The sequence below is a fragment of the Porphyromonas catoniae ATCC 51270 genome (genome assembly GCF_000565015.1).
GTDB lineage: Bacteria > Bacteroidota > Bacteroidia > Bacteroidales > Porphyromonadaceae > Porphyromonas > Porphyromonas catoniae.
The window spans coordinates 1-26,971 of sequence record NZ_JDFF01000012.1 but is presented as its reverse complement, the minus strand read 5'-3'; the positions used below and the strand labels follow the sequence as shown (position 1 = coordinate 26,971).

The following is a 26,971-nucleotide window of genomic DNA, read 5'->3' as shown; positions in this document are numbered from 1 at the left end:
GGTGATATATGCTACTTATTTACCGTCATCTGGATACCATGCAGACGGCAGAAATCCAAGAGGACAGGCGAGGGAGCGATGAGGTTACGATCGTAAGAAAGCTCGACATCGTTTCGCCCTGTACCGTCTGTGATACGAATAGATAACATGGCGGCACCCTTATTGTTTTCATCGCTAGGATTTGCCACCACAGGAGCGAGTAGAGTGCTTAGCTCCGCTATAATCTCTTCACTGATAGTACGCACGTCGATGACAAGGTGTACAGAGGTAATTAGGCTCGCTGCTACAGAGGAGAGTAAGTCGATACGCTGTATGTTGAGCTCCAGCTCATCTCCATAACGTCTCTTCTGTACCGTACCTGATAGGAGCACATACAAGCCCTTCATGCAATACTTGGCATGATTGGCATAGCTCTCTCCAAAGAAGGCGACATCTATCGAGCCTGCAAGATCCTCGACCGTGATACGAGCATAGGGATCTCCACGCTTAGTCATACCCTGGAATACCTTCGAGATCAATCCACCGAAGCTCACCTGACGTCCCTCACCAACAGCAGCTAGGTCACTAAGCTCTGTCGTGCGATGTGTGCAGTAGCACTCTAGGATTACGCGATATGGGTCTAGTGGATGGCCCGAAATATAAATCCCAATCAAGTCCCGCTCCCTATTGAGGCGCTCGAGATCCGAGAACTCTGGGCGAATGCTCGGTGGCGTCGGGCGTGGTATCTGCAGAGCATCTTCATCCCCCCCGAAGAGGGAGGCCTCATTCAGCCCCTGCTCACTCATCACAACCTGTCCATAGCGCACGAGGGCGGTGAGGAATGAGTCTTCCCCACTCTCCATTGGAGCTAGATACAGCTCTCTTGGGAAACCAAAGCTGTCAAATGCTCCAGAGAAGACAAGGCTCTCCAAAGTCTTTTTATTGGCAACACTCGAGGAAATACGCTCAAAGAAGTCAAAGACGGAGACGAAGGGGCCATCCTTCTCCCGCTCGGCAACAATCATATCCACAGCAGAGCTAGCTACGCCCTTAATGGCATTGAGCCCAAAGCGGATGCTCCCCTCTGCATTGACCGAAAACTTATAGTCAGACTCATTGACGTCTGGCCCGAGGACCGCAATCCCCATTGCCCGACACTCGTCCATGAGCTTCACCAGCTCCGTGATATTGTTTAGGTTACGACTCAGGGCACCCGCCATGTATTCTGCGGGGTAGTTTGCCTTGAGGTAGGCTGTCTGATACGCCACCCAGCTGTAGCAGGTAGCATGGCTCTTGTTAAACGCATAGCTCGCAAACTTCGCCCAGTCAGCCCATATCTTCTCTAGGATGTCCTCCTTATAACCCTTTTTACTTCCCCCCGCTAAGAACTTCACCTTGAGCGCTTCCATCTTATCCTTGAGCTTCTTCCCCATCGCCTTACGAAGCTCATCCGATTGTCCTCGGGTGAAGTCTGCGATCTCTCGGGAGAGTAACATCACCTGCTCCTGATATACCGTGATGCCGTAGGTATCCTTCAGGTATCGCTCCATGCAAGGGAGGTCGTACACAATCTCCTTGCGCCCGTGCTTCCTCTCAATAAAATCCGGGATATACTCCATCGGCCCTGGACGATAAAGGGCATTCATCGCTATCAGATCCTCAAAGGTCGTAGGCTGGAGCTCTCGGAGGTATTTCTGCATACCCGCAGACTCAAATTGGAAGGTACCTATCGTCCGACCAGCTTGATAGAGTTCATATGTCTTCTCATCCTCCCTTGATATGGTATCAATGTCAATCTCCTCCCCTCTGCGCTTCTTGATATTATGCAGAGCCTCCTTGATGATAGACAAGGTCTTTAGACCGAGGAAGTCCATTTTGATAAGCCCAGTGGACTCGATCACTGAGCCTTCGTACTGTGTAACGAGGAGGCTTTCGCCTGTAGCTTTATCCTCCGCCGTACTAAGTGGGACGACGTCACTGATATCCATCTTCCCGATGATGATACCACAGGCATGCACCCCCGTACTGCGAATATTCCCCTCCAGCATCTGCGCATACTTCAGCGTATCATGTACCAGGGGATCTGGGCTAAGCGAAGCCTGGCGAAGCTCTGGCACGAAGTTGATGGCAGCGGGAATGTTTACGGACTTGACATCGGGTATCTTATCTGGAATGAGTTTGGCAAGGCGATCACTCTCAGAGAGGGGGAGCTTCTGCACTCGTGCCACATCCTTAATAGCACTCTTGGCTGCCATCGTACCATAGGTCACGATATGTGCTACTCGCTCGTAACCGTACTTCTCCGTTACCCACCGCAAGACATCCGCTCGCCCGTCATCATCGAAGTCCACATCAATATCAGGCATCGAGATACGGTCAGGATTGAGGAAACGCTCAAACAGGAGGTCGTAGCGAATAGGGTCAATATCCGTAATGTTTAGACAATAGGCCACAGCAGAGCCCGCCGCCGATCCACGCCCAGGCCCCACGAAGACCCCCATCGAACGTGCCGCAGCAATGAAGTCCTGCACGATGAGGAAGTACCCAGGGAAGCCCATATTTGCAATCGTCTCCAGCTCGAAGTCAATACGCTCACGTACAGTCTCTGTTAGCTCGTCACCATACTTACGCTTTGCCCCCTCATAGGTTAGATGGCGCAGATATTCATCTGCCGAAGCGAACTCCTCAGGGATAGGGAAGTCAGGCATCAAAGGTCCATGGTCTATGCTATAGAACTCCACCTTGTCACAAATCTCTTGTGTCGTGGCAAGTACCTCAGGGACGTCTGCGAACAAGGCATTCATCTCCTGCGTCGTCTTCATCCACTCCTGCTTGCTATAGCGCATGCGCTTGGGGTCGTTGAGATCCTTCCCCGTGCTCAGACAAATCAAGCGATCGTGTGCCTCGGCATCCTCTTCATTCAGGAAGTGAATATCGTTTGTCGCAATCACCTTCACTCCATGCTTCTTCCCTAGCTCCAGCAGGACAGCATTCACCTGTTGTTGTTTCTCGTAGGTCTCTTGGTTCCCGAGGGGATTATCGGTCTTGTGTCGTTGTAGCTCAAGGTAAAAGTCCTCACCAAAGATCCCCTTGAACCATTGGATGCTCTTCTCTGCTTCCTCTATATTCCCATGCATGATGTGCTGAGGGATCTCTCCTCCTAAGCAGGCAGAGGAGACAATAATACCCTCATGATGCTTCTCTAGAAGCTCCTTATCGATGCGTGGACGATAATAGTAGCCATCAATCCATGCACGAGAGACCATCTTAATAAGGTTCTTGTATCCCGTGATATTCTTAGCCAGCAAGACAAGATGCCAGCCACTATTATCTATGGATTGATTAGGTCGGTAGGGGTTGGGGACGTTTGCCTCTTTCTTGAACCGTGAGCGACGCGCACAATAGACTTCACAGCCTAGGATGGGCTTAAATAAAGGCTTTGCCTCAGCCTCTTTTAACTTCTCTCGTAGATCAGCCAATGTAGCTTCATCTTCGGTCGTCCGTTCCGCCTTCTCCTCAAGCTTCTGTATCTCCTTTTTCAGCCTCTTTACTTCTGAGAGAATTGGGTCATTCTTTTTGGCTACATAATTATAGAACTCTTTGATACCAAACATTGCCCCATGGTCAGTCAGGGCGATACCACTCATCCCATCCTGGATTGCCTTATCGACAAGACCCTTAATTGAGGCTTGTCCGTCTAGGAGAGAGAACTGAGAGTGCACATGCAGGTGTACAAAGCGTTGCATATCTGTAGCCATAAGCTGTAAATCCGGATTACGTATCATTCAGAGAAAGCGATACGACCTGCGCATCTCCTTTCTTTGAGGCACAAAGTTACCGTAAATCCTTGTATTCCCTTCCCCACATACCCGTCTCCATCAACTCCAGAGGCGGCACCTCCAGACATATTTTATTGGAGCATCTTCCCCTCATTGCATCGTTAGGCGTAGAGTAGCCCTCACCACATGCCCATCGATTGCAATTACGGAAGGGCAGTCCTAGCACACGGGATCTTATTCCATGACTGAAGTATAAAGAGCTACCCTCTCACTACAGGTCCAAGTCTAATAGCTAGATTGGAGAGAGCTGATAAATGCTTTTGCTCCTAGGTCAGTCCTTGAAAAGGGGTGCAGGTCGCATTTATTCACATCGCTTCAGAGCTCACCAATCTGGCGAAGGCCATGGATGAGGAGGAGCTTATAGGAAACTCATACACAATCAAATACAAAGATCACCAAAACACGAATTGACGACTTGCCATAACTCGTCACAAAGAGTTATAGTAACTCGTGATGAAAAGTTATGGTAACTCGTCGAAGAGAGTTATGGTAACTCGTTACAACGACTTATAGTAAGTCTTTACCACCCTTTCACAAACCCCGTATCTGGGGATTTTATGAAGGGAGGTGACAGACCATCTTAGCAAAGGGATTATTATACGACGTACTCATCATCATCCATATGTATCAGCCCTTAATGTTTCCCTTTCATCTAAGCCTAGTTATGAAGAATAAGGGTAACTTTGTCTTACAAATTCTGCATACTAACCCAAGTATTGGATGATCCTATATAATACGACCTTTGTCATGGCACCGCTCTCGGAGGGTGCTTTTCTGGAGTTTATGCAAGAGGTTTACCTCCCTGCCTTAGCTCAGGATGACCTCATCAAAGAAGGAAGCCTTCGCCTGCACCGCATCCGTCAGCAGGGTGAAGAGGTAGACAGCATCAGCTATGCCTTGCACTTCTATACACCGACAGAGTACCATCTACAGGACGTCCTCTCCAATACTGGGCTACGTCTGGCAGAGGCTCTCGTCGCACGCTTCGGGGAAGCTGTTATTGGGTTCAGCACCATAATGGAGGAAGTCGGTTAGGCAGGATGAAGCACGTCTCTGAGCGCATAATCATGGGCATAGACCCAGGCACCATCATCATGGGATATGGCCTACTCGAGGTAAAAGGGCAAGAGGCAAAGCTCCTCGCCCTAGGGACGATTAATCTGAATAAGTTCGACAACCATTATCTGCGCCTGCGTCGTATCTTTGATCGTGTGCTGGGGCTCATCGATGAGTATCATCCTGATGAGCTCGCCATCGAAGCCCCCTTCTTCGGCAAGAATGTGCAGAGTATGCTCAAGCTCGGCCGAGCCCAAGGTGTAGCTATGGCTGCCGCCCTAACGCGCGACATCCCCATCACCGAATATGTCCCAATGCGTATCAAGCAAGCTATCACTGGCAACGGAGCGGCATCAAAAGAGCAAGTAGCAGGGATGCTCCAGCGTTATCTAAAAATACCCGAAGGGGATATGCCCAAGGAGCTAGATGCCACGGATGGTCTTGCTGCAGCTCTTTGTCATCACTTCCTCACTTCTTCCCCCTTAACCTCTAGCAGTGCAGGTGCAGCGAAGACCTGGAGAGACTTCGTCCGTCAAAACCCCACTCGTATCAAAGGTCAAAAGAGCTAAACAACCTTTGTACCAAATGCTTTTAGCTTAAAAATCTGTCTGAAGAAAATGAAAATAGTCTATTGCATCAAGAGCCTCCATCACGCTGGAGGGATGGAGCGTGTCACAACAACGAAGGCAAACTACTTTGCAGAGCAGGGGCATGATGTCACCATTGTCGTCACTGACCTATCTAGACGGGAGCCTTTCTTCCTCCTCAATCCATCTATTCATGTAGTAGATTTATCTATCAATTATGATGAGATAGATGGGACATCTCGACTAAGGAAGTACTGGCACCTTTATAAACATAGAAAGCATCACAGAAAGCTCCTCACGGAATACCTCAAGCAAGCACAGCCTGATATCACTATATCAACGGGCTATCATGAGTTTTCCTTCCTGCACTCCATCAAAGATGGTAGCGTCAAGGTAGGAGAACACCACGGGTCATTTGGGAACATAAAAAAAGAGCATCGATTCTCTTCAAAAAACTACCTACGCCGCCTTATGGCTTGGTGGGCGACACGTTCATTCGCATCGCATGCTTCTCGCTATGATTGCATGCAACTATTAACAAAAGAGGATGCTTCGTTCTGGGATGGAAAAATCAAGCACCTGCAAGTGATTCATAACATTGTCCCCATTCACTCCGATATTACAGCTCCACTTTCTAACAAGCGATGTATTGTAGTTGCTCGTTTTAGTCATGAGAAGAATCTCCATGAAATCTTAGAGATATGGGCAATAGTCTCTGCGCAACATCCAGACTGGGAACTTGTTTTCTTCGGAGATGGCTACCTGCAACAAAGCCTAGAGGATCGGGCTAGAGCCTTAAAGATTGACACAAGCTGCCACTTCTACTCTCCAACGAACACGATTACGCAAGAGTATCTGCAATCCTCCATCCTTCTTATGACATCCCACTCTGAAGGGCTCCCTATGGTTCTTCTGGAGGCACAGGAGGTGGGATTACCCTCAATATGCTATGCTTTCCACTGCGGTGCACGTGATGTAATTTGTGATGCTATTGAAGCACCTGGATTCGTTGTCCCGTACGGAGATAGGCACGCCTTTGCGGAAAAGCTCAGCCTACTCATGGAAGACGAAGAACTGAGATACAAGATGGGGCAAGCTGCCAAAGCTAACGCTCATCGCTTTAGCCCTGAGGTAATCCTTCCTCAGTGGGATGCTCTCTTCCAGTCATTGACCAAAGAAAAGAAATAAGACTATGAACACCTCTCCTCTCCTTGCCGTCATTGTACCTGTCTACAAGGTAGAAGATTATCTTCGTGAGTGCATTGACTCCATCCTCTCCCAGTCTTATACCTCACTTCGTGTAATCCTTGTGGATGATGGATCCCCTGATCGCAGCGGTGAAATCTGCGAAGAATATGCTCACCAAGACCCTCGAGTCATTGTCGTACATAAGGAGAATGGTGGTCAATCTACAGCACGTAACAGAGGGCTAGAGTTAGCCAAAGATGCCACCTACATTACTTTCGTCGACAGCGATGACTACATAGAGCCAGACATTTATAAGGCTGCAATCTCGTTTCTGGAGGAACACCAAGAGGTTGATATTGTCGGCTTTGGAATTAATGAGCTACGCACGGAGGGGAAAGTTTATTGCGGAGAATCTGTTGGCAGACTCTACTCCCGAGAGGAAGCTCTACGTGAGGTCACTCAAGGCTTTTCTTTTAAACTTGGCCCATCCGTATGGTCTAAAGTCTTCAGACAGGAAGCAATTGGCACCATACGTTTCCGCGAAGGCTATGTGTACGAGGACAACAGCTTCGTGCTTGAAGTCCTCCACAAGATTAAGTCTTACTACCTACTTCCTATTGCAGGATACAACTATAGGATGGGGCGAGATGGCTCTACAACTGGGGTATTCAGTGAGCGCATGTCCTACCTCTTCAATAACATAGAGGAACTAATGAGCCGCTACACAAGAGATAGGGATATGCTCCTGCACGCAAACACAATGGCTGTAAATTACCTGTGGATGTACTGGTATCAACTTTACTTAGAAGCCCCGGAGAAGTATCAAGAAATAACTAAAGCCTTCCTTCCTTATTTGAAGCGAGCACGTCGACGTCCCTACCTCAATGTAGCAGGAGGTCGAATACATGCTATGAAAACTTGGCTCTTCCTGCACGCTCCATATCTATACACACGTCTCAGCCTGCGATAGTACCCAATAGTACCATATTATCATCTTCTCATCTCGCCGAGCACTCCTCTGAGGTACCCTATGCACCTTTGGGGTGTGAAAGATTATTTGCTCACATATCATAGAGCCGAAAGACTGGGATGAAAAAGCCACAACTCATCATAGACAGTTCGCTGCCCTACCTAAGCACATTAGCAGAGGAGGTCGGCGAAGTCATACGTTTGGACAGTACAGACTTCTCTTCCGAACGGATTAAGAACGCCGATGCCCTGCTCATCAGAAGTGTCGTACAATGTGATGAAACCCTCCTCGAGGGGAGCTCCGTACGCGTCATTGCCTCCGCAACGGCAGGGTTTGACCATATCGACACTGCCTACTGCGAGGAGCATCATATTCACTGGCACAACAGCCCTGGATGCAACGCCCTCGGCGTGGTGCAATATGTACTCTCGGCTCTCTCGCTCTGGTCGCTACAACGAGGTGAGACGCTACAAGGCAAGACCATCGGGATCATTGGCGTAGGGAACGTCGGGGGAAGACTCGCCAAGCGTGTCACAGCACTCGGACTACAACCCTTGCTCTACGACCCTCCTCGAGTGGAGCGTGAGGGAGCGGAAGGCTTCACAACCTCCCTCGAGACACTCCTCGCAGAGAGCGACATCATCACATTACACGTACCTCTGACCAAAGATGGACGCTACCCAACCCAAGGGATGGTGGATCCTGCTTTCCTCAAACGATGCTCTCGGAGGCCTCTCCTCATCAACGCTTGCCGGGGAGGAGTGACACCCAGCATGGCTCTACACGAAGCACTAGACAAAGGCTGGATCAGAGATGTTATCCTCGACTGCTGGGAAGGCGAACCTACGATTGATGGTAGGCTAGCACGCAAAGCCTTCATTGCCACCCCACATATCGCAGGCTGGACTGCCGATGGGAAGTGGCGTGGGTCACGCATGGCTCTCGAGGCAATCTGTGATGACTTAGCACTAAATAAGCCCAAGGGGCTATGGGATGCCTCCTGCCTACCCACACCCAGCACCCCCATGATTGACCTCTCATGCTACCCCAAGGGGGAGCGTGTACGTCGTGCCCTACTTCACACAGCTAACCCCAGTGCAACGACACAAGAGCTGCAAGCCACACCTCAGGATTTCAATCGTCTACGCAAGAGCTATCTCTTCCCTCGTGAGGCTTCGGCTTACCATATTGTAGGGTATGATGAGGCAGAGGCACTGCTCCTTAGGCAGCTCGACTTCAACCTCAGCTAATCGGCTAGCGTGAAGCCTTGATAACACACGCGTTCGATTACAGCAGGTCATCGCACAACAGGAAGCAAAGACGTAGCCATTAGGTTAAGTTCATCCTCATAGTCTACAGGCTAGGATGGTACCCCTAATGGCTACTTCTTCGTTTCTCTCGCTTTTAGTTCTTCTTGCCTTGTCCCTCTTTATTATCGATTGCCATCTCTCTCAAACGCCCTAGATACAGGGCTAGTGAGCGAGGCGTAACGACTTACCATAAGTCGCCAAAACGAGTTACCATAACTCTCTTCAACGACTTACCACAACTCTCTTCAGCGAGTTACCATAACTCTTTGTAACGAGTTATGGTAACTCGTCATGCCACATTTTTTGACCTGCGCATTTCACTCTGTAAGAGCAAGGTATAAACCACTCCAAACAGTTTAAAGTACTTGTATCGAATACCCGCTGACAATCGGTCAGAGTTACACTCCTCTTTCCTCACTTTATCCCACTCTATCGAGATGACAGGGAAGTAGTCGCATGAGATTAGCTTATCTTTGCCTCTATAAAATATGAAGATGAAGCGATCCCTCAGCTACCTCCACAAAGGACTAGCCCCATCACAAATAGGTCTCCTCACGCTCCTCGTCCTCACCCTCTTGGGAGGGCTCAGGAGTGAGGCACAGATTACTCAGCCACTACCAGCACGCTCTAGTGAGGGCGTACTACGTAAGGCGTTCGTAGGCGAAGCTCGCACAGCAGCTTTGGTACCTACTGTCCTCCGTCTACCAGAGCTGAGGACAGCAGAGCTACCCAAGCTAGACACCCACAAGGGGAAAGGCTTTCGCACCTATCAGTTCGCCCTAGAGCGTCCCCTCGATGCGGATGCCCACAGCTTCGGAGAATATCTCGTAGATGGAGCGGGCAACTATGTATGGAGGGCAGAGCTCATCGCTACGGGAGCAAAGAACGTCAGCCTGTGTCTGAGTCGTTTTGCTCTCCCCGAGGGAGGACGGCTCTTCATTACAGGTGCAGAGGGAGACCAAATCGGAGCCCTCACGAGCCAAAACAACGCACCAGACAGCCTCTTACAACTGCGACCCTTAGAGGGCGATTACCTGAGGTTGGAGTATGACTTCCCCATGGGATATACGCCCGAGCGTGGTGAACTACCCTTCCAGATACAGGCACTTTTCCATGGCTTCCGTAGCTGGAGGGCAGAGCCTGACTTTGCTCATCCTGGTGAGCCCTTCTATGACTATACCATCAATGGGTATAATGGACTCACAGAGATTGCTTGCATACCAAATGTCCTTGCCTATCCTAGTCGTTGGAAGGAGACCCGCAGTGTTGTACAGCTCATGGTCGGGGGATCGCGGATCAGCAGTGGTGTGCTCATCAACACCACACGCTCCGATGGTACGCCCTACGTCCTGACCTCAGGGCACTGCGTCAATCAGCTATTTGCATTAAAAGGAGACCTCCTCAAGGTTAAGAAGGAAGCTGCCACGACCGTCTTCTTCTTTAACTTCCAAACGCCACAGCGAGAAGGTAATATACGTGCCACCGAGGAGCAAAGCCTCAGTGGTGCAGAGCTCATAGCCTACAATGAGGACTCCGACATGGCGCTCCTTCGTATCGTGGGGCTCCCTGCCTCGAGGAAGATCCCAGAGGCTTATCAGCCTTACTTCGCAGGCTGGAGCATCGAGGCACAGCCTCGCGCCCCATTCTTTGGCATACACCATCCACTTGGCTCTACCAAACGCTACTCAGAGGCTGCCGATAGGACGCTCTCACTAGAAGACTATTGTTTGGGCTTGTTGTGCGACCCTTCATGGGAGGGTAAGCACTGGATGGTACATCGCTGGAAAATAGGCTCCACGGCAGCAGGTTCCTCTGGCTCTCCACTCTTCGATGGCGAAGGTCGTGTCATCGGGGCATTGACGGGAGGCTCCTCCAATTGCTCTTCACCCACAGAAGATGCCTATTGGGCAATTAAAGAAGCTTGGCGAAAAGACCCAACCAAGGGAAGCCTCACCGCCCTACAACCTTGGCTCGACCCTTCGGGCACAGGGCAAGAGACTTGTGCAGGCTATGATCCCATAGCTCCCAAGGTCATCCAGCGCATCAGTCATCTCTACCCTGACCCCAATACTCCGAGCCAGGGAGGCAATAGACCTAATTATATCTATAAGCCAACGACAAGTACCGAGGAGCTAGGAAGCGTCTTCACCCTCCCCGAGAGTCGTACGGTACGTGTCCTCGGAGCGTACGTTGTCTTTAAGTCGAATAAAGACCTAGCTCGTACGCAACTCCCTCAGCTACGTGTTGCACTATCTCCCTTCCGAGGCGATGGGGAGCTAACGACTCCACTCTTTGAGTTCGCTTCAACAAACGTTGGGAAGTTCAGCGCCCACGAGGAGCAGGGGAATAAGTATGTCCTCCGCTCGCGCACGCTGAGACAAGACTCTATTGAGGTCTTTTTCCCAGCCCCTGCAACCCCTACCCTTACCCTACCCGAAGGACAATATATCCTCTCTTGTGGCAATAAGGAGGGAGGAGCGATGCGTCTACCCGTACTCATGCATCAGGGTGGGCCAATAGATTCGCATGGTTGGTCAGCATGGACACGCAAGGTGGGCGAGGCTTGGCAACGCAGTGCGGATGTATCCAATGGGGCATATTGGATTGACCTCCTCATCGAAACGTCCACCCCCGCTAAGACAGGTCGTAACGTCTCTACACAAGATGCACTTATCCACGCCTACTATCACGACCGCCAGCTCCATATCAAGGCTGACCTCGCCCTCTACAAGTCAGTAGACGTACGCATTTACTCCATGCTGGGCGAAGAAGTATTACGTGCTCGCTATTCCTTCAATCAGGATCATCTAACCCTTCCTCTCAGCCTCCCTTCGGGGCAGTATGTGGCAACGGTTGTCCCTACACGTACCTCAACGAGCGAAGTCCCAAGCCGTAAGGTCGCCTTCTCCTTTATATTACCCTAAAATGATCACCCCATACAAAGACAGTGACGAGCCTAAGGTCGATCAGATACGCAAGATGTTTAATCGGATCGCTCCGAAGTATGACCGGCTTAATCGAATCATTTCACTAGGTCTCGACCGCTCATGGCGAAGACGAGCTCTGCATCTATTAGCCCCCTATCAGCCAAAAGAAGTGCTGGATGTCGCCACGGGGACAGGGGATCTCGCCATCGAACTTGTACAAACGATCCCATCCATCACCCACGTGACAGGGATTGATATATCCGAGGAGATGATGCGCATAGGGGGTGAGAAAGTACGCATGCTGGGCTTAGATAGGAAGATTGACTTCCTTAGGCAGGACTCCACCGCCACAGACTTCACTGAGGCAACGTTTGATGCGGCGACGATTGGCTTTGGCATTCGGAACTTCTCTGACATCCCCGCTGCAGCTCGTGAGCTACACCGCATACTACGTCCCTCTGGTGTCCTCATCATTGTCGAGCTCTCCGAGCCTACAAACCCCATTCTACACCTAGGCTACAAGCTCTACGCAGGGCACATTGTCCCCCTCATCGGACGCCTTATGACGGAGGATAAGGATGCCTACAGCTACCTTCCTCAGTCCATCAAGGCAATGCCACAGAGGGAGCAAATGGTCGAGATCCTAAAGGAGGCAGGCTTTCGGGAGGCCTTCTACGAAAGTATCTTCCCCGGCTCATGTACTATCTATGTCGGGATTAACGCTGCTCCTATCCCCTTCCCTACCGAGGACATTGCCGAATAATCTATGGCTAAGAAAAAGACGATCTACCACTGCACCGAGTGTGGGGCTCAGTACCCGAAATGGCAAGGCTTCTGCTCACAGTGTGGCGTATGGAATAGCATTGAGGAGGAAGAAATCGTAGTAGGCAAGAAGGACGCATCCTCTTCCTTCTCCGCCACAACCCTAAGCCCCTCTCGACCGATACGTATCCAAGACATTGAGCGCAGGGAGGAGGTACGTCTCGACCTCGGTGACCCAGAGCTCAATCGTGTACTTGGTGGTGGTCTTGTCCCAGGCTCCTTTGTCCTGCTCGGTGGTGAGCCCGGCATCGGGAAGTCCACCCTCATCCTACAAACCGTCCTAGGCACACCCTATCGCACGCTCTACATCTCGGGGGAGGAGAGCCTCTCTCAGCTCAAGATGCGTGCTGATCGCTTGGGCGGGTCTGAGAGCGAATGTCTCATCTATGCAGAGACCAGCCTAGAGAAAATCCTTCACACAGCTCACGACATCCACCCTGACCTCCTCGTCATAGACTCCATACAGACGATCCAGACTGAGCTATCGGACTCCTCAGCGGGGAGCGTCTCACAGATCAGGGAATGTGCTGGGGCGCTACTTAAATACTGTAAGACGGAGGGTGTGGCAGTCATCCTCATCGGACATATCAATAAAGAAGGTAGCATCGCTGGCCCCAAGATACTGGAGCATACGGTGGATGTCGTCCTGCAGTTCGATGGGGACAAGCACTACATGTACCGTATCCTCAGGGGGCAAAAGAACCGCTTTGGCAGTACCGCCGAGCTAGGCATCTATGAGATGCGTCACAGCGGGCTACGCCCTGTAGATAACCCATCCGAGCACTTGATGAGCCACACCGGGCTACGTCTCAGTGGGGTAGCCATTGCTGCTGCCATGGAGGGAGTACGCCCCTTCCTCATCGAGACGCAAGCCCTCGTCAGCTCAGCAGTCTACGCCACCCCCCAACGCTCCTCGACAGGCTACGATACCCGACGTATGAATATGCTCCTAGCGGTCTTGGAGAAACGAGCAGGCTTTAAGCTCATCCAAAAGGACGTCTTCCTCAACATCGCTGGTGGCATACGGCTGAGCGATCCTGCCTCGGATCTTGCCGTCATCTCCGCCGTACTCTCCTCGAGCCTTGATCTCGCACTCCCCGAGGGTGTTTGCCTCACGGGCGAAGTCGGGCTATCGGGTGAAGTACGCCCCGTTAGTCGCATAGAGCAGCGTCTGATGGAGGCGGAGCGCATCGGCTTCCGTGCAATGATCCTACCCGAGGGAAATCTCGCAAGCCTGCCTGAGGATCCTACACGTAAGATCCGTCTCGTTGGGGTAAAGACTGTGGAGGAGGCCTTTCGTCTCCTCTTCCGCAAGGAGGGATAAAGTCCCTCCACTTCTACCCCTACTTGCCTCCTCGCACGCTCGCAGGGCAAGCCCCGACCTCTCTAACAGGCGAACTCTCTCCCCAAAGCTCAATCCTTTCCCTCTATTTCCTCAAAAGCACTATGGCAGGAAGGTCAACTCCTAAGACCCTCCTGCCCTTGGTGTATAAACAGTTTCCGTGTATAGGAAAACGCACGCCTTCCTCTAGTGGACTACACCCAAACCCTAGGCAAGGCACAAACCACTACAAATCAATTCGATACAAGCACACAAAAACACACCTAAACGAGTTACCATAACTCGTCTCTACGACTTACCATAACTCGCTGAGATGACTTACCACAACTCGTTGCGACGAGTTACCATAACTCGTCGAAGCGACTTATGGCAACTCGCAGTTACTTCATTTCACACAAATGTATCTAGCTTATATTTAAACACTTACAAAACACCATTTCGTCATACTCTGGAGATTCATCCTAGGAGAGCAAAAGATGTGATAAAGAGGGCTTTTCGAGACTTATTATTGAAAAAGTAGTTGCATTTTCATATCTTTGTTAAATTCGACACTTGACACGGAACAAAAAAGACTAGATAACATCATGCACTCATGGAGCATGCCCCATTAGCATACGAACCTATTCTACTCGTCGGGTCAATCCTCATGCTCGCTGGGATCATGGCAGGCAAGGTTGGGACGCGCTTTGGCGTGCCTGCCCTGCTCCTCTTCCTCATCACGGGGATGATCTTCGGTAGCTCGGGACTCGGGATACAGTATAATGACGCAGGGCACACCCAATTCGTTGGGATGATCGCCCTCACCGTCATCCTCTTCTTCGGGGGACTAGAGACGAAGTTCATAGAGATCCGTCCCATCCTCGGGCCAGGGATTACGCTCTCCACGCTGGGTGTACTACTGACAACCGTCAGCTTCGGAGGCTTCCTCTATGGAATGGATCAGCTAGGCTTTGCTCCCGTACACTTTACCTTCCCCATCGCTCTGCTGCTGGCCGCCACGATGTCCAGTACTGACTCGGCTTCTGTCTTCGCCCTGCTACGCTCGAAGAACATGCACCTCAAGGAGGGTCTGCGCCCCATCCTAGAGCTCGAGAGCGGGAGTAATGACCCGATGGCCTACATGCTCACCATTGCCCTCATTCAGTATGTCACGGGGGGGAGCGAAGGCTCCATAGGGAGCATCCTACTGACCTTCCTACTACAATTCTCAGTCGGTGGATTGCTAGGCTATGCGATGGGATGGCTAACAGTCAAGTTTCTCAACAAAGCGAATATTGGCAACGAAGCCCTATATCCCATCCTCCTGCTCTGTGCGGTCTTCCTAACCTTCTCCGCTACAACGCTCCTACAAGGTAATGGCTATCTAGCTGTCTACATCATGGGAGTGGTCGTAGGAAATAAAAAAGTCATACACAAGAAGAGTATCGTCACCTTCTTCGACGGGCTGACGTGGCTACTGCAGATTGCCCTCTTCATCATATTGGGGCTGTTTGTCGATGCACACAACCTGCTACCGATTGCAGGCTTTGCCCTCTTGGCTGGTCTGTTCATGATCTTCGTTGCCCGACCTCTGGCCGTACACCTCTGTCTCGTCTTCTTCCCGAGCATCAGTATGCGTGGTCGGTGGTTCCTCTCCTGGGTTGGGCTCCGAGGTGCTGTACCGATTATCTTTGCTACCTACCCTTTGATGAGCCAAGTTGAGGGAGCAGAGACTCTCTTTAATATTGTCTTCTTCATCACCCTACTCTCGCTACTCATCCAGGGTAGTACCATGCCTGCGGTGGCACGCTTGCTGAAACTGGACGAAGAAGCGAAGGATAAAGTGAGCCTATTCGGTGTGGAAATCCCTCAGCACACAGGTGCGCAGATGGTAGAGCGGGAGGTAACGAACGAAATGCTCTCCGACGGACGTCTCTTGATGGAGATTGACCTCAGGGAGGAGGAACTTGTCATCCTGGTACGCCGTGGCGATAACTACATGGTGCCTAAGGGAAAGCTCGCACTCGAGGTAGGTGACATCCTGCTCATCGTCTTCGAGCAACACACCAAGAAGTAGCCATCGAGGTTCAAGCACAACTATCGACAGCTTGGGTAAGACGAAGAACACATATCTGATAGGAGGCAATCAGCGACAGACGACCCTAACACAGAAGGTCTGGGCACTGGCTTTGCCCAATATCCTATCGAACGTCACCGTCCCACTCCTGATGCTCTGCGACATGGCTATGGCAGGGCGGATGGCTCACTCCGAGAGCATTGCTGCCGTAGCCATTGGTGCAGCCGTGACGCACTTTGTCATCGGCATCTGGAGCCTTCTGAGGATGGGAACAACAGGCTTTACAGCACAGGCCTGGGGAGCAGGCGATGTGCGTGCACTCCTTCGTCAGCTCTCCTCAGGATCAATCATTGCCCTCACTGTCGGGCTCATACTCGTACTGCTTCGTCCACTCTATATCACACCGGCTGCAGACCTCCTGCAGGACGGCTCTGCCTCCCTTTCCTTAGAGGCACAAGAGTACCTCAGTTACTCTTTCCTTGGCGCTCCTGCGGCACTCCTTCTGTACGTATATAATGGTTGGCTCATCGGAGTGCAGCGCATGAAGCTCGTGATGAGCGTGAGCATCGGGAGCAACCTCGCCAATATCCTCTTCAGTTATCTCCTAGCCTTCCCCTTCAAGATGGGCGTCGGGGGGCTAGCTCTAGGTACGGCTCTAGCTCAGTATGCAGCCATCATTGCTCTTGCTCTCGGTGCTTGGCATAGCCATAGACGTATCCTGAGGCTCTTCTCTCGGAAGTATCTCTGGCATCCGCCGACACTTGTCCGCTACTTCCATGTAGGGAAATATCTACTCATCCGCACGCTTACCCTACAAGCTGTGACGCTCTTCTTCATACATGCAGGCGGAATGATTGGAGTCACAACCTTGGCGGCTAACAGCCTCTTGATGCAGCTCTTCACCCTCTTCTCCTATTTCATGGATGGGATAGCCTATGCAGCAGAGGCTCTTGTCGGGGAAGCAATCGGAGCAAGAGATCGAAATCGGCTGAAGCAGGTTATCCCAACGGTGCTTCGTGTCGGGCTCATCCTAGCCTCCATTGGTGCTGTACTCTATGCTTTCCTACCCGAGCCCTTCCTCTCTCTGCTGACGGACAAGACCAATGTGCTGGAGCGTGCATTGGAGTTTCGGTATTGGATGGCACTCGTACCCTTGGTTTCCTTTGCTGCCTTCCTCTGGGATGGGATACTCGTTGGAGCTACGGACAGCCGTACGATGGGTATGGCTATGCTGGTTGCTGGAGCTACGTTCTTCTTGGTCTATGCTGTGACCATTCATCCTCTCGGGGCGCATGGTCTTTGGATTGCTTTCCTCAGCTACCTCACGGTGCGCAGTACCCTCGTCTGGCTCCTCGGCGCACGGCTCTACCGAGGCTAAGCATCCTACGAATCCCCAAACATCTCTCACACCAAATACAGGGAAATCCCCCCTACTCTACCTCTCCGAGACTAAAAGAATACAGATGCTCTCCAAAGAGTCCTAAGTAAACACCACCGCTTGTGGACGACCTACACAAGCCTAGATATAAAGGAACAAAGGCAACACCTCTCACTTTGAGAGGTGTTGCCTTTGTCTTTTACCAAGGGTCGGAGCTAGGCCTTTAGGAGTGCGGTTACTCCGACCTTGGGGATGCGCCGAGCGATTACTTGCCTTGCTCGAGAGCTAGCGTACGTGAAGGCTGGTCACACAGCTCTGCTGGTCCGTAGAACTGGATAGGCCCTGGGTAGATAAAGCTCGTTGTCTTCGCCCACTCTGCACGATGTGCAGCAAAGAAGGCAAAGGGCTTCCCATTCAAATCAACTAGAGCCTTCTGGATTACGGGCTTCATCTCACCATGACGACGCTCCATGTTCATCATCATCGTTGTAGGAATCCCACCTGCAATCCATTCCTTAGCTGGAGCAGTAAGGTTCTGTACAGAGCTCATATACCCTGTGACACCTGCGGCAATGAGACATGCAGCCGTGCGCCCAAGGGCATAGCAATAGTCTGCGTCAAAGTTGGAGGGCATAGCACAGCGACCTTCGTAGCCGAAGAAGTGTGTGAGTGGAGCGAACTTACCGACGAAGCGTCCATCCTTCTTCCACTCTGCGAGCTTCGTCCCTACCATCTCTGCTAGGAGCTTCTCTGTCTCAATCAGCGACACCTGCACATTACCATGTGGGTCACGATCGAGTGTGAGCTGGCGAGCAACCGTTGTGGGGAGGCTAGCATAAAGATCGGAGTTAGCCTTTGAGAGCTTCTCAATGATGAATGCACGCTGATCTTCGGAGGCAACAGCACGAAATTCTCCTTCGTGGTGAGCGAGGAAGTCGTTCAGCTCTGCGATAAGAGCCTTCATCGCTGGGACGAACTCGATGAGTCCCTCGGGGATGAGTACCGTACCAAAATTCTCACCATTCTTAGCGCGCTCCGCTACTACCTCAGCGATTGAGGTCACGACGTCGTCTAGGGTCAGGTTCTTTGCCTCTACTTCCTCGCTGATGATCGCCACATTGGGACGTACCTGCAGGGCACATTCGAGTGCGATGTGTGAGGCAGAGCGACCCATGAGCTTAATGAAGTGCCAGTACTTGCGGGCAGAGTTACAGTCACGCTGGATATTACCGATGACCTCAGCATACACCTTCGTAGCAGTGTCGAAGCCAAAGGACGTCTCAATCTGCTCATTCTTCAGGTCTCCATCGATTGTCTTAGGGCAACCAATTACCTGGACTGGTGCGCCGATAGCCTTGTAATACTCGGCTAGTACGGCAGCATTTGTATTGGAGTCGTCTCCTCCGATGATGACTAGGGCACGGATGTCTAGCTTCTTGAGTACCTCTAGCCCCTTATCGAACTGCTCCTTCTCCTCGAGCTTGGTACGTCCAGAGCCAATGATATCGAAGCCCCCTGTATTGCGGTACTCATCAATGATCTGGCTCGTTAGCTCAATATAGTTGTGCTTCACCAGCCCATCAGGCCCCATGAGGAAGCCGTAGAGGCGACTATCGGGATGAATCTTCTTGATACCATCAAAAATCCCAGCAATCACATTATGACCACCAGGAGCCTGACCTCCGGAGAGGATTACCCCAGCGTTGAGGGGCTTAGCCTCTACCGCCTCGCTAGAAGCCTCAAAGGTGAGCTTGGGCAAGCCATAGGTATTTGGGAAAAGACTTTGGATAGCGTCTTGGTCACTAACGCTCTTGGTAGCCTCACCAAGGCGTACTTTTACTGCCCCTTCTAGGGCTGCTGGTAGCTTCGGAGCGTACTTACTACGCGCCTCTTGCAAAGCACTTTTAGCCATTTAATTAAGTATTCTTTTGGATTATGTCGCAAATTCTCAGCACAAATATCTTAAAATTTCTTCATATATGCCTTCCGTGTCCTTCCTTTGCCCTTTTACAGAGGAAGATAGAGGTCTATCTGTCACCCTAAACCAAGTTCTAGCGGAGGAGAAACAGAGTACTTTCGGGTTAGAGTCTCTAGAGCTTCCAAGCAAAAGCTCTAGAGCTCTCGACTGAAAACTCTAGAGGTATCCAAACGGAGTTAATAGAGAAATAGTAGCTTTGTGACGTAAGTCATAAATAACACCATTATTAAATATGGAACAGATCAATCTCGAGGGGCTTGGTGCAGTCCAAGAGACCCTTGTAATCCCACTAGCGATGCGCGCACTCGACTGCCGTAGTAAGAAGCCTATTCTCAACGATAAACTCGCCGAGGAGCTGTACCAAAAAATCCGCTACGACCAAGAGAAGTTCTCCCCGAAGAAGAGCCCTAGCTACTATGGCTGTCTCGTCAGAGCCCGTTACTTCGATGCGGAGGTCGTACGACAAGCGGAGGCTTTGCACGCAGCAGGTAAACGATTTGTCACGATCAATGCAGGCTGCGGGCTAGATACCCGAGGCGAACGCATCGCTGACCGCACGTACGGAGCCCGGCACTTCGATATGGACTTCCCCAACGTCATTCAGGTTCGGCAACAGCTCTTCAAGGAGGCAAAAGATATGATCGGGGGTAACCTCCTCGACGAGGCATGGATCAAGACCATTGCTACCGAGCTGGATGCCGAGACGCACGTCATCGTCTGCATTGAGGGTGTCTTTGCCTACCTCAATCAGATCGAGATCCAGCAGGCTCTGACGCATCTACATGAGGCCTTCGCGGGTAGATGCACCGTTATCTTCGACGCACTAAGCCGTGCATGGGCGAAACGCTCCAGACAACACGACACACTGAAGCACATGGAGGCGAACTTCGCCGAGGGGGTTGACTCCGAGGCAGACATCCTACGGCTCGTACCATCGGCTCGCTTCATCCGCAAGACACCGATCATAGACCTCATGGCTGAGGTCTGGTGGGTGGCGAAGCTCATGCGCCTAAATCAAAAGATACGGCTGAATACCTCCATCTTTACCTTCGAGCTTTAGCAGGCAATCCATAAGAAAGCACTCGCCCCACCTCGCCTTACCTCAGATGGGTAAGGTCGGGGTGGGGCGAGTAATGGTTGAATAGGTTAGCCCAAGAGGCTAGTCATGCACAGCGTTCACGAGCGGACGACCCTCAACGAAGTCTAGTACATTAGAGAGTGTCGTATGAGCGATATTCTGCGTTGCCTCCTCAGTGAAGAAGGCTTGGTGCGAGGTCATAATGACGTTGTTGAAGGACAGCAGACGTGCCAGCGTGTCATCATCAATGATCTTGTCACTCTTATCCTTGTAGAAGTACGGCTCTTCCTCCTCGTAAACGTCGAGTCCTGCGAAGCCCACTTGCTTTGTCTTCAGCCCTTCGATAAGGTCATCGGAGTGGATTAGTCGCCCACGCCCCGTATTGATAATCATCACACCACGCTTCATCTTCGCGATGCTCTCACGGTTGATGAGGTACTCTGTCTCTGGGGTGAGTGGACAGTGCAGAGAGATGATGTCTGAGCCTGCATAGAGTTCATCGAGGCTAACGTAGTCTACGCCGTTCGCCTCTGCAAAGGCATGATCGGGGTAGAGGTCGTAGGCAAGGATCTTCATACCGAAGCCCTTCAGGATGCCAATTAGTACCTTGGCAATTTTCCCCGTACCGATCACACCGAGGGTCTTGCCATACATATCGAAGCCCATCAGACCATTGAGCGAGAAGTTCCCATCACGTGTACGCCAAGAGGCACGCTGTATCTTGCGGTTGAGTGAGAGCATGAGCGCAACAGCGTACTCTGCCACGGCATGTGGTGAATAGGCAGGTACACGTGCCACAGCAATACCAGCACGCTGTGCAGCAGCGATGTCCACGTTGTTGTACCCTGCACAGCGCAGGGCAATCAGACGCACACCGTGCTCCTTCAGCCGAAGGATCAACTCTGCATCGACATTGTCGTTAACGAAGACGCAGACGGCATCAGCATCACGCGTCAGTGAGACGTTATCGAGGCTGAGGTTACCTGTGTAAAACTTAATATCAAAGCCGTACTGCTCATTCACAGCCTTGAAGGTCGCCTTGTCATAAGGCATTGTTCCGAAGAACGCTATGGTTGCTTTGGACATAAATTCCGTTGTTAAATACCTAAAGTAGTGGTCTTGGAAAAAACCTGTTTGCGGAGCAAAAATACGTTTATCTATCCACATAGCTACGTATGCCTCCCGATCGGCACAAAGACAGCAGCAGAGGGAAGGCATCACGCCTCATCCATACCATCACGACAAATCAATGAATGTGAAACATATAGTACTTGTATTTAATTTATTTCTTTACCTTTGCAGTCGCAAGACCTAGTTAAGAGTAATGGCAGGTAATCAGACATATATGAGTTTAGAGATACTGGGAGGCAAGGCTTCTCAGCGTCTCTTCTTTACTGACGCTCGTCAAAATCTTAACATAATTTTGCCCCCCCCCTACTAGCGGGAAACAATACTTAACAAAGAATAGAAGCAGGGACACTGCATGGCACGATACGCCATGTGGTGTCCCTGCTTCGTTATGTACAATCACAATTAATTAGTAATTATGAAGAAAGTACTCATGATGCTCTTTGCTGTACTCCTCTTTGCCTCATGTAATAAAGAGGCAGGAGAACCCCAGCCCCAGAAAGAGCAAGAGCAAAAGCACTATTCCCTATCCTTGGATGTTGCGGCATCTACTGAGGTGCAAAGGTACAAAGCTCTAGATCACCTGAATTACAAGTTTGATAACGGTAAGGTAAAGCCAAATCTCGTACCTGGAGAGGAGATAGAGGTTTATACTCAGATACTTGCCTATAGAGGCATAAGGCTCGAAACGGGATACACTGATAAGCTCAAGTGGCGGGTCTCAGATGATGGGAAAAAACTTTACTGTAAGCAGACGATAAGGGATATGACCTTTAATCCGAATGATTATGATAAGGTAACACTCGTCGCAGGGATTTATGCTATGCGAAATATTCATTCTGACATAATTCCCTTACCAGAGAATAATGAAGTGAAAGTCTTTACTCCCACAACATCGTCTACCTTCTCCATGAAGGTTCCCTACTTTCTTCCTGAAATGGAACTGAAAAAGGATGCGCAGGGAATATACGTGAATAAACTGTTGGCAAATAATAAGTTCAAGCCTAAGGGATACCTGCTGAAAGTACACGTCAAGAATGAGCTTAACGAGCCATTGGCTCTCTCAGGTGTGCAGTCCTGTGGTCTTGTGCCAGACGTTGCGGATTATGCTGGCAGTGGATCCATTACAGATCGTCCTCTTAAAGGGCGCTATAATACCTCGTACTACACTAACCGCAAGTTCTCGTTCAGCAAGGATTTCACCGTACCAGCTGGAGCTACAAGCTCAGAGGCTTTCCTCATGTGGCTCCCCGAGATGCTAGATAACGCCAACTACCTGATCGATCTCATCGTAAAGGATGTGCCGAGCCAAGCGTTCTACGTGTCTAAGCTATTCACGAAATCATCACCTTCCGAATACGTGGAGGGAAACATGTATTCGGTGACACTCACGGTACGTCCGATACGTAATCCACTAGAATACTTGTCTAAATATGCGGTGAATAAAGATGGAACAGGCTTCCTAACCAACTGGGATGATTTTGCCCCCGAAGATACTAAGAACTTCACGACCAAGAATAAAGAGGTAGGCTACTTTGATGGCTACCAAGTTACGATGCGAGAAGGCGGTAATGACCTCTCAAAGGCCCTAATCTTAGCTGGTGAAGAATATTCATATCCAAATGGTGGTGCTGGAGTGAAGTGGCATCTACCTACTGTTGCGGAATGGAATAGCGTGTTCACCGCAAACTGGGTCAATTCTCCAGTTCAAATAGGAGATTATAAGGGCTTGTTTGGTGTACCCAATATTAAGTCTTATGAGCAATCTGGTAATACCTACGAGGTATACACTCTATGCTTTAACCCTCTTGCAAATGATAAGATCACAAAGGAGCTTATAGCAGGGGAGCTGACTAGACCATTGCCAGCTCTTCCTACAGCAGGTAGCTGGTATTGGTTCACAGATGGATACGTTAATCAACTGTATCGAGCAGCTTTCCTTCCTGAGATCTCAGAGAATAAGCGGTATGCCTTCTACTATAAGTATGACTATACTACGCACATGATGACAATCAAGTGCAAGTATGTCGGAGCCAATCCTGAGTTTACGACAGCTGAAGATGTTAAGAATAAGATAAACTGGTCTTCGGTAACAACCTCTCGTACAATCCCTGCTTACAGTGCTAAAGTCCGTATTAACATTCACTATGAAGGGGTTCCTCACCGCCCTGATATCCAGGAAATTGAACTTCATGCCATCGACAGGCTACACCTTTGGGCAGAGGAGCTAACACTTGGAAGAAACAACAATGATGCAGCTATTCTTTATAACAACTTGGCCTGTGCTACTTTTGGACCTGATAGAAGCCTGCGCTTGGGTGGTCTTGATTATATCAAGGGTGGGGTATTCACTGGTTCAGGCCCAAAAGCTCGCGTCCACTACAGTAGTGGGGGTTGGACCCATCAAGTAGTATACTATCCTGTGTATCTCTTCCGCAAGTTCCAGTAAATCCTCTCAAGCAATGAAAAAGGAAATATATCAGCAGCCAATAGCCGAAATCATCCGCATAGATCAGCCTCTGAACCTCCTGATCGAGTTCTCCGCAGAGATAGGGGTTGACGACTGGGGAGAAGGTGGTGAAGGATAACGACATAAACACAGCTTACTATTAATCCTTAAACAGAGCCGATAAAGGACGGCTCGTGGGTGCAAGTCCCACGGGGCTAAGGGAAAGCTCATTTACCCTGAAGTAATTTCTCCTATAGGGTAAACTCATTTATCCTATAGGAGAATTTCTTTTGCCCTATAGGAGAAAAATATTTGTCCTATAGGAGAAATAAAGTTACCCTATAGGAGTATTTCCCAGGCCTCTACTACACAGCTATGCCTGTACTAAAATTCCACCTATTTGAGCATGTTGCCACCGTCGGTAAGCTCAAAGGCAAGAAGGTCTTCAGCGTACAGCCCATCGTCCACAGCAAGGTCTCCTTCGACGACCTCTGCAAGCTCCTTGCCGAGAATACCACAGTCGGTAAGACCGATGTCAAGGCTGTGCTCTCGCGTCTGACGGAGGTTATACCTCAGCTCCTTGCCCTCGGACACACCGTGGACTGTGGTGAGCTAGGCATCTTCCAGCTCACCTACGGCTCAAAGCCCGTCGAGAATGTCAAGGACTTTAACGTTGGGCTCATCCGTGCTCCACGTGTTGGGCTACGCATCCGCAAAGGCTTCAAGGATGCTCTTGCTGGAGCAACCTTTGATCAAGGCCCCTCTCCCAAACCCAGTGATAAAGCTAAGCCCAAGAAGCCCAAGCCCGGTGGTGACTCCGGCCTAACCCCAGGCGGAGGAGGAATAGGTATTTAACCTCTCCACCCCCAAAAGCAAACACCCCCGACCAGCCATTGCTGGTCGGGGGTGTTGTACTTAATCAATAGAGCTGGGATTGCTAGGCAGAGAAGAAGTGCTGGTTATTCATCAGTTCTAGACCTTCTCTAGGTTTATAGTTCAGGATAGAGAAGAATAACAGCCTTCCCAGCGGAAGTAGTAGAGTCCTTTCAGCTCAATACTAGAGCTTCTTAAGCCAAACCTCGATAATCTTATCAACCGAAGGGATTGGATAGGATGTCTTGACGAGCTTTATTGGATTGGACTCAGGCTGTGGCTTACCACCATAGAGACCCTGATGTGCACCAGCACCGGGAATTTCATCCTTGGCAACTCCTAGATCAAAGAGTTGAGTACCCATGAACCCTCCATCCGTAGCTCCCACAGGCTCAATGTTGGCAAGGAACCAGTCATTCGTATTCCTTAGTCCAATGACATAGTAAACCTTAGCTCCATCTGGCAAGCGCATTGTCTGGACAGGATCGGTATAAACCTGCCTGACACCCTTCACTTGCCTGAGGGATCCCGCAAGCTTTTTCACATCACCATTCTGGATAAGCTCCTTAATTCCTTGTCCACGATCCTTTTCTCCAAGCTGGAATATCGGATGCCCTTCACCCTGATATACCACAACAACGGGATCTGAGAAAGTGAAGTTTAACCCCGTACCAGCCTTGACCTGCGATAAGAGCTTGCTGAAATTCCCAGACAGAATATACTCTTCAAATGCTGGGTTGGCAGGTCTAGTCTGCAAAAAGTAATACCGGAAGGCATCTACACTAAATGGATCCTCCTTGGGATCCACATTCTTCACACTATAGACACCAGGAGAGAAGACACCATTCCAACTCTTACCCGCTTGGGTCTTATTTGTAAGCGTTGCAGTGAACATCCCCGTAGGCTCATTATAGCTAAGCGAGAACTTTAGGCATTCATCACTTTTCACCCAAAATGCACGTACAGGAGAGGCTGGTGGGTAGAGACGACGTTGCCCCGAGACATCGAAAAGATTAGCATCCCAAACACTGATGTAGTCGGTGAGATCACCCGTATTCGGTGTACCATCTTCATTAAAGAGAGGGAAAAGGATAGTTGGTGCTACGAACCAGTCCTTAGTTGCACTGAACTTCGTCGTAAAGACAAGACTTTGGCCTTTGCGAGCTGGGAAAGAAAAAGTTGTGGATTTTCCACGTTCAGCACCTTTAAAGACTCCCGTATAAGCAAAATCATTCTCTTCGGAACGATCGGTTATAGTGAAGATCTTCCGTACACCTAACTCCTCGGGTTGTGGCTCCTCAGGCTTCTTATTCCCATTCGAACAAGCAGTCACACCAACCAAGGCAAACGCCACAAAAGCAACAAACACTAGTCGTTTAATCATCATGCTATCTATATTATTAGTAAAGCCTTTTGAGCTAACAAATATATACAAAAGAGCATTGCAATAGTAATCCATCGCCCTGTAACTATCGTAGTCTCCCTTCTATCACCCTATTCCTTGCACCTCTTTGCGACCATCCTTTACCTTGAAACCTTCTCTTCCATTGCTTCCTCCTCTACTCTTCCTTTGCTCTGCTCTACTCTACTCTTACTTTACTCTTCCCTTCTTTGATAATATCTCCTCCACTGTATCTTCATCTAGCTCTTCCTCCAGCTACGCCAGCGCATAGCTCATACCTCTTACAAAATCCTAAGCAGAATAAGCTAAGCGTTATACAGGCGCAAAGATAGTAAATAAAGGAGGTGCAGGAAGAAGGGATACCTTGATAAATAGAGAAAAAGTGATCTAGGAAGAGGTGTGAGATAAAACCAGCAGGTAAGAGAGGCTACAAAGGTAGTTCGACAGCGTAATAGAAGCGAAGCTAGTGTAACAGCCCTACCATTTCCCCACATCCCTCCGATTACCAATCTAGCCCAGTCCAAGCACACCCGAGGTCTATAAACGCAGAATCGGGTGTGACTGCTTAGCGCAATCACACCCGATCTCTTCCTAAAAACGGCGGCTACC

At 50.2% G+C, this 26,971-nt stretch carries 18 protein-coding genes; 14 read left to right on the top strand and 4 right to left on the bottom strand.

What is annotated here, in order from left to right:
• Positions 1-11: 11 nt before the first annotated feature.
• Positions 12-3,725: a DNA polymerase III subunit alpha gene (gene dnaE / locus HMPREF0636_RS03645; RefSeq protein ID WP_044168659.1), complete on the bottom strand. Its 3,714-nt coding sequence runs from the start codon at positions 3,723-3,725 to the stop codon at positions 12-14.
• Positions 3,726-4,538: 813 nt separating this feature from the next.
• Between dnaE and HMPREF0636_RS03640 the strand changes: the two genes are divergently transcribed.
• From HMPREF0636_RS03640 to HMPREF0636_RS03595, 10 genes are all read left to right on the top strand, one after another.
• Entirely contained in the window at positions 4,539-4,853 is a 315-nt protein-coding gene (locus tag HMPREF0636_RS03640) for a DUF4286 family protein (protein WP_044168577.1), read from the top strand.
• A 5-nt stretch (positions 4,854-4,858) separates the two neighbouring features.
• Entirely contained in the window at positions 4,859-5,443 is a 585-nt protein-coding gene (ruvC, locus tag HMPREF0636_RS03635; protein ID WP_044168575.1) for a crossover junction endodeoxyribonuclease RuvC, read from the top strand.
• Between the two features lie 48 nt (positions 5,444-5,491).
• On the top strand, positions 5,492-6,649 hold the full coding sequence (locus HMPREF0636_RS03630) for a glycosyltransferase family 4 protein (RefSeq protein ID WP_044168574.1): 1,158 nt from the start codon (positions 5,492-5,494) through the stop codon (positions 6,647-6,649).
• Positions 6,650-6,653: 4 nt separating this feature from the next.
• Positions 6,654-7,619 carry a glycosyltransferase family 2 protein gene (locus tag HMPREF0636_RS03625; RefSeq protein ID WP_044168573.1) on the top strand — a complete coding sequence of 322 codons (966 nt, stop codon included), beginning with the start codon at positions 6,654-6,656 and terminating at the stop codon, positions 7,617-7,619.
• Between the two features lie 119 nt (positions 7,620-7,738).
• Positions 7,739-8,869, top strand: a complete 1,131-nt coding sequence (locus HMPREF0636_RS03620; RefSeq protein ID WP_044168571.1) for a 4-phosphoerythronate dehydrogenase — start codon at positions 7,739-7,741, stop codon at positions 8,867-8,869.
• A 554-nt stretch (positions 8,870-9,423) separates the two neighbouring features.
• Positions 9,424-11,853, top strand: a complete 2,430-nt coding sequence (locus HMPREF0636_RS03615; RefSeq protein WP_162147890.1) for a trypsin-like peptidase domain-containing protein — start codon at positions 9,424-9,426, stop codon at positions 11,851-11,853.
• A 1-nt stretch (position 11,854) separates the two neighbouring features.
• On the top strand, positions 11,855-12,619 hold the full coding sequence (gene ubiE, locus HMPREF0636_RS03610) for a bifunctional demethylmenaquinone methyltransferase/2-methoxy-6-polyprenyl-1,4-benzoquinol methylase UbiE (protein WP_044168569.1): 765 nt from the start codon (positions 11,855-11,857) through the stop codon (positions 12,617-12,619).
• Positions 12,620-12,622: 3 nt separating this feature from the next.
• The gene (radA, locus tag HMPREF0636_RS03605) at positions 12,623-14,002 is read left to right on the top strand and encodes a DNA repair protein RadA (protein ID WP_044168568.1); all 1,380 of its coding nucleotides are present in this window, start codon (positions 12,623-12,625) and stop codon (positions 14,000-14,002) included.
• Between the two features lie 610 nt (positions 14,003-14,612).
• The gene (locus HMPREF0636_RS03600; RefSeq protein WP_044168566.1) at positions 14,613-16,076 is read left to right on the top strand and encodes a potassium/proton antiporter; all 1,464 of its coding nucleotides are present in this window, start codon (positions 14,613-14,615) and stop codon (positions 16,074-16,076) included.
• A gap of 31 nt (positions 16,077-16,107) precedes the next feature.
• Positions 16,108-17,454 (top strand): MATE family efflux transporter, encoded by a 1,347-nt coding sequence (locus tag HMPREF0636_RS03595; RefSeq protein WP_052328730.1) that lies wholly within the window; start codon positions 16,108-16,110, stop codon positions 17,452-17,454.
• A 265-nt stretch (positions 17,455-17,719) separates the two neighbouring features.
• Here the strand turns inward: HMPREF0636_RS03595 and HMPREF0636_RS03590 are convergent, their stop codons facing one another.
• Positions 17,720-19,366, bottom strand: a complete 1,647-nt coding sequence (locus HMPREF0636_RS03590; RefSeq protein WP_044168564.1) for a diphosphate--fructose-6-phosphate 1-phosphotransferase — start codon at positions 19,364-19,366, stop codon at positions 17,720-17,722.
• 298 nt (positions 19,367-19,664) lie between these two features.
• Here HMPREF0636_RS03590 and HMPREF0636_RS03585 point away from each other — a divergent pair, with 298 nt between their 5' ends.
• Positions 19,665-20,492 (top strand): class I SAM-dependent methyltransferase, encoded by an 828-nt coding sequence (locus HMPREF0636_RS03585; protein ID WP_044168563.1) that lies wholly within the window; start codon positions 19,665-19,667, stop codon positions 20,490-20,492.
• 99 nt (positions 20,493-20,591) lie between these two features.
• On the opposite strand, the gene HMPREF0636_RS03580 is transcribed toward HMPREF0636_RS03585, so the two are convergent.
• Positions 20,592-21,596 carry a 2-hydroxyacid dehydrogenase gene (locus tag HMPREF0636_RS03580; protein ID WP_044168562.1) on the bottom strand — a complete coding sequence of 335 codons (1,005 nt, stop codon included), beginning with the start codon at positions 21,594-21,596 and terminating at the stop codon, positions 20,592-20,594.
• A 460-nt stretch (positions 21,597-22,056) separates the two neighbouring features.
• On the opposite strand from HMPREF0636_RS03580, the gene HMPREF0636_RS03575 reads away from it, so the two are divergent.
• From HMPREF0636_RS03575 to HMPREF0636_RS03570, 3 genes are all read left to right on the top strand, one after another.
• Positions 22,057-24,087, top strand: a complete 2,031-nt coding sequence (locus tag HMPREF0636_RS03575) for a hypothetical protein (protein WP_044168560.1) — start codon at positions 22,057-22,059, stop codon at positions 24,085-24,087.
• A 13-nt stretch (positions 24,088-24,100) separates the two neighbouring features.
• Positions 24,101-24,226: a hypothetical protein gene (locus HMPREF0636_RS08540; protein WP_005467401.1), complete on the top strand. Its 126-nt coding sequence runs from the start codon at positions 24,101-24,103 to the stop codon at positions 24,224-24,226.
• A 236-nt stretch (positions 24,227-24,462) separates the two neighbouring features.
• Positions 24,463-24,942, top strand: coding sequence for an HU family DNA-binding protein (locus tag HMPREF0636_RS03570; protein WP_044168559.1), 480 nt, complete (start codon positions 24,463-24,465; stop codon positions 24,940-24,942).
• Positions 24,943-25,144: 202 nt separating this feature from the next.
• Here the strand turns inward: HMPREF0636_RS03570 and HMPREF0636_RS03565 are convergent, their stop codons facing one another.
• On the bottom strand, positions 25,145-26,344 hold the full coding sequence (locus HMPREF0636_RS03565; RefSeq protein WP_155807280.1) for a hypothetical protein: 1,200 nt from the start codon (positions 26,342-26,344) through the stop codon (positions 25,145-25,147).
• Positions 26,345-26,971 lie beyond the last annotated feature (627 nt).